The organism is Bacillus sp. JJ1127 (assembly GCF_036965845.1).
In the GTDB taxonomy this organism is placed as follows: domain Bacteria; phylum Bacillota; class Bacilli; order Bacillales; family Bacillaceae_G; genus Bacillus_A.
The window spans coordinates 1-4752 of record NZ_JBALQK010000242.1; the positions used below are offsets into that span (position 1 = coordinate 1).

Below are 4752 nucleotides of genomic sequence, written 5' to 3' on the forward strand. Positions count from 1 at the left end.
ATTGATGTATATATAGAAACTAATTTTTACGAAGTGATTTATATAAAAAGAAGCTAAATAAAATTAGCTTCTTTTTATATATGTTATTTATTTCCACCAATCATCAAACATGGATGCTGGTGTTTGTCTTTTATGTTCACTTACTGTATAACGTTTTTCGATTTTTTCTGCAACGTCTTCAGGAACTGCTTTTCCTTCTAAGTAATCATCTAATTGATCGTATGTAATCCCTAATTCTGTTTCGTCAGCTTGACCTGGTTTTTCATCTAATAAATCAGCTGTTGGCATTTTTAAGTAAAGGCGTTCTTCAGCGCCTAATTCTTGTAATAAAGATCGTCCTTGACGTTTTGTTAATCCTGTTAGTGGTAAAAGATCTGCACCACCATCACCAAACTTTGTGAAGAAACCTGTTACAGCTTCAGCAGCATGATCTGTTCCGATAACAAGTAAACCTTGTTGTCCACCAATTGCATATTGTGTGACCATGCGAACGCGAGCTTTAACGTTTCCTTTATTGAAGTCTGTTAATGATTCTCCTAATAAGTCTTTATATTGACTTGAAAATGCATCAACTGTTGAAGCGATATCGAAAGCTACAGATTGATCGGGTTTAATAAATTGTAGTGCTAATTGTGCATCGTCTTCATCTTTTTGCACCTGATATGGAAGGCGTACAGCGATAAATGTTGCGTTGTATCCTTCATTGCGAGATTCTTCAACTGCAAGCTGTGCTAAGCGGCCTGCTAGTGTTGAATCTTGTCCACCACTAATTCCGAGTACAAAGCCTTTTGCACCTGTTTTTCTTAAATAATCTTTTAAGAAATCAATTCGTTTACGAATTTCTGCTTTTGGATCAATTGCAGGCTGAACATGTAATGCTTTCATAATTTGTTCTTGTAATGTCATTATGTTTTCCTCCTATTCATATAGAACGAGTGATAAGTTTATATGTACTGATTCAGAAATATCCATCCTTATTATTTCGTAAAATTAACGAATATACAATAGGTTGAACGTATGAATATGAATGTAGTTATTATAAAGAAAATGCCTAGTTTAATCAATTTTTCTGTGACCTTTCAAAAATGTAAGGTTTTTGTCATTTGAATCGATGGTAGATATTTCTTCGCTTTACTATGATAGCAATATAGTTATTGAAAGGGCGGAGAAATAATATGAATATTAGGGAATTAGCGTTTCGTAATGTAACGCGGAATAGACGAACATATTCGGCTTATTTTTTGAGTAGTGCATTTGCAATTATGGCCTTCTTTGTTTACTCATTTTTTGCGTTTCATCCTGCATTAAGTGCCGGTCAATTAGGTCAATATGTATTTGTAAGTATGTCTTTTGCACAAGTTATTATTTATCTTTTTACGTTTTTCTTTATTCTATATTCAATGGGAATGTTTTTAAAAACAAGGAAGCGTGAATTAGGGATTTTAATGATGCTAGGTATGACGAAATTTCAATTAAGACGTCTTATCTTTTTTGAAAATGTCATGATTGGTATGGTATCAATTATTGCGGGTATCATTTGTGGAATGCTGTTTTCAGGTTTATTGATTTGGATAGCGCCATTAGTATTGAAGCTGGATCTATCTTTATCATATTATTTACCAATAACAGCAATTGGCGTAACGAGTGTTATGTTTTTTATATTATTTATTATTATTTCTTTTTTTAGCGCAGGAATGATTCGTAAAAATCAAATCATGAAACTATTTAGAGGTTCAGTAAAAGCGAAGCCTGAACCAAAAGCGTCCATTATTTCTTCAATTCTAGCTGTGTTGTTGCTTGGTACAGGATATGTAGGTGCCTTATCTTCGCATGGTGCAATGGTTTTTATTATGTTGATTCCTGTAACGACGGTTGTCATTATTGGTACATACTTACTGTATAAGCAGCTAAGTGTATGTATTATTCGAGCATGTAAAAAAAGCAAACGTTTGTATTGGACAAGAACCAATATCATTACTCTATCAGATTTAGCATATCGCATGAGAGATAATGCACGGATGTTCTTTATTGTTACAATTATTTCGACTGTAGCTTTTTCTGCTATTGGTACACTAGTTGGTTTTGCTTCTATGACGAAGAGCATGATGGATCAACCGATTGCATTTCAGTATCAATCTAAACAAGGAAATGAAAATGAATCAGGGCATGTACAAATGATTGAGCAAACATTAAAGAAATATAATATATCTAACGAGAAAACAGATATTGTCTCAAAGCAAACCGAAGAGAAAGGACTGCGAGATGCAGTCTTTGTAAGGGAATCTGATTATAAGAAATATGCAAAGCTTACAGGTGAACAGCCAGGTGATTTGAATGAAAATACAGCACTCTTTCTATCAGTAGAAATGCCAGTACCACAAAAAATAGAAAGACAAACATTAGAATTACCGAATCAAAATACATCATTGAAGGTGAAAGAAATTCATACATCTTCTCTCGGTAAAGCACTTACTAGGAATGTCTACGTTATTTCAGAAGATCAATATAATCTATTACAAGATGGCTTCAAGGAAGTAAAAGATTATATGTATCAAACGAAGGAAAGCAAAAATGAAATTGAAGCAGGAAAGGAAATAACAAACAAAATAAAATCTCAACAAGAGCATTCGAGATTTAGTGCGGCAGAGTATGAGCAAAATCAAGCTTTACAGGTTGCTGGACCTATTTTATTTGTAGGATTTTTTATCGGTATTGTGTTCTTTGTATGTGCGGGTAGTTTTCTATATTTCCGCCTATTCTCTGACTTAGAAGATGATTATCGTTTATTCGAATCAATTCGAAAAGTAGGGTTAACAAGTGGAGAATTATCTAAAGTCGTAACAATTCGATTAGCGCTATTATTCTTCGTGCCGGTTGTCGTTGCAACATTACACGGTGCTGTTGCATTAACGACTTTTGGACAAATGTTTGAGTATTCACTTTTAAAAGAAAATCTAATTGTACTAAGTATTTTTGTTGGAATTCAAATTGTATATTTCATTCTGATACGATCTCGTTATTTAAAGCAATTGAAGGCAAGGTTGCGGATGAGTTAGTAAAGGATGGGTATGTTTAGTTTGCTAGGTATTTAAACAAAATCACTCATTACATTAATTTAAATAATCAGTACGATACTAGTATCATATTGTGCGGTATTAAGGCTGAGTAGGTTCTTATTCCAGCGATTATGCTGTTATGAAAGAAAGGGAATTTGTGACCGCAAAAAATGAAGTAGCATAAGATTTCACAAACGTCTTTTTCGTCAGAATATTTGATGGAAAAGATGTTTTTTGTATTGAGAAAAATCTTGAAGCAGGAAAATAGAAGTGAGAAAACGAATGTTTTTTATAAATGAAAGCGTATTCAAAATGTAAAAATAATATATTTTAGGAGGGATTATGATGAACAGTAGTACAGCGAATAAGCAAAAAGGGATTCAATTAATTCCGTATACGGTAAATAAAGTAGTTGAGCAAGTAAACGAAATCCCACCAGGTGTACAACTGATTCATGCTCCTGAGGTTTGGGAAAAGAGTGCAAAAGGGAAAGATATTGTAGTTGCGGTATTAGATACAGGCTGTGATATAAACCATATTGACTTAAAAGACCGAATTATTGGCGGAAGAAATTTTACTGAGGATTATGAGGGCAATCCAAACGTTTATCTTGATAATAATGGTCATGGAACCCATGTTGCAGGGACAATTGCAGCGACAGAAAATAGTGTGGGTGTTCTAGGTGTTGCTCCACTTGCCAAATTATTAGTATTAAAAGTATTATCAGGGGATGGCTCTGGAAGCTATCAGCAAATTATTGAGGCGATTGACTATGCAGTACGCTGGAGAGGACCAAATCAAGAGCGAGTCCGAATTATTTCCATGTCACTTGGTGGTTCAGAGGATGTACCAGAATTACATGAAGTGATCCAGCATGCGGTAAAGCAAGAAATACTTGTTGTATGCGCTGCAGGAAATAATGGGGACTGTAGTGATGAAACAGAAGAATTGGATTTCCCGGGTGCTTATTCTGAGGTCATTGAAGTCGGAGCTGTTAATTTAGAGAGAAAGCTAGCTTGTTTTAGTAATTCGAATCAAGAAATTGATTTAGTAGCGCCAGGGGAAAAAATTCTTTCTACTTATCCAGAAGGGAAATATGCGGTATTAAGTGGGACGTCAATGGCTACGCCGCATATTGCTGGAGCATTAGCGCTTCTGATTAAGCAGTGTGAAAGAGAGTATGGTAGAAAGTTATCAGAACCAGAAATATATGCCCAGCTTATTAAGCGGACTGTACCTTTAGGATATGAGCGAACATCAGAGGGAAATGGATTAATAGATTTATCAAAAGAATAATGGGTATTAAAAAACATCTCATTTGAATATGAGATGTTTTTTAATATGGTTCCGTTGCTTGTAAGACAGCATCTAATAATCCAGGAAATCTAGCATCTAAATCTTCCGTTCGAATCGAAATAAAACGCTGTGTGCCTTCTAGACGAGTGTACATAACGCCGGATTCACGTAAAACTTTAAAATGATGTGACAAAGTTGATTTAGCAACTGGAATATTTAGTGCACCGCATGATTGTTCTTTCTGTTCCATTAACATATTTACAATTTGTAAACGAATTTGGTCGCTAAGAGCATATAAGACAGAAGAAAGTTGAATTTCTTCTCGATTTGGATGATATAGTGTTCGCATAAGTTCACCTACTTTATAAGTTCTTTCAGTTGCACTATAACATATAAAATG

At 34.4% G+C, this 4752-nt stretch carries 4 protein-coding genes; 2 read left to right on the top strand and 2 right to left on the bottom strand.

Annotated elements, in window-relative coordinates; all coding sequences use genetic code 11:
- Positions 1-87: 87 nt before the first annotated feature.
- Positions 88-906: an ammonia-dependent NAD(+) synthetase gene (gene nadE / locus V7183_RS21085; RefSeq protein ID WP_335360721.1), complete on the bottom strand. Its 819-nt coding sequence runs from the start codon at positions 904-906 to the stop codon at positions 88-90.
- 269 nt (positions 907-1175) lie between these two features.
- On the opposite strand from nadE, the gene V7183_RS21090 reads away from it, so the two are divergent.
- Positions 1176-3056, top strand: coding sequence for an ABC transporter permease (locus V7183_RS21090; RefSeq protein ID WP_335360722.1), 1881 nt, complete (start codon positions 1176-1178; stop codon positions 3054-3056).
- 345 nt (positions 3057-3401) lie between these two features.
- Positions 3402-4352 (top strand): S8 family peptidase, encoded by a 951-nt coding sequence (locus tag V7183_RS21095; RefSeq protein ID WP_335360723.1) that lies wholly within the window; start codon positions 3402-3404, stop codon positions 4350-4352.
- Positions 4353-4392: 40 nt separating this feature from the next.
- Here the strand turns inward: V7183_RS21095 and V7183_RS21100 are convergent, their stop codons facing one another.
- Positions 4393-4701 carry an ArsR/SmtB family transcription factor gene (locus tag V7183_RS21100; protein WP_335360724.1) on the bottom strand — a complete coding sequence of 103 codons (309 nt, stop codon included), beginning with the start codon at positions 4699-4701 and terminating at the stop codon, positions 4393-4395.
- Between the last annotated feature and the right edge of the window lie 51 nt (positions 4702-4752).

Excerpts from the sequence above, each read along its gene's own strand:
- nadE (WP_335360721.1), bottom strand. The coding sequence starts at position 906 with ATGACATTACAAGAACAAATTATGAAAGCATTACATGTTCAGCCTGCA.
- V7183_RS21090 (WP_335360722.1), top strand. The coding sequence starts at position 1,176 with ATGAATATTAGGGAATTAGCGTTTCGTAATGTAACGCGGAATAGACGA.
- V7183_RS21095 (WP_335360723.1), top strand. The coding sequence starts at position 3,402 with ATGAACAGTAGTACAGCGAATAAGCAAAAAGGGATTCAATTAATTCCG.
- V7183_RS21100 (WP_335360724.1), bottom strand. The coding sequence starts at position 4,701 with ATGCGAACACTATATCATCCAAATCGAGAAGAAATTCAACTTTCTTCT.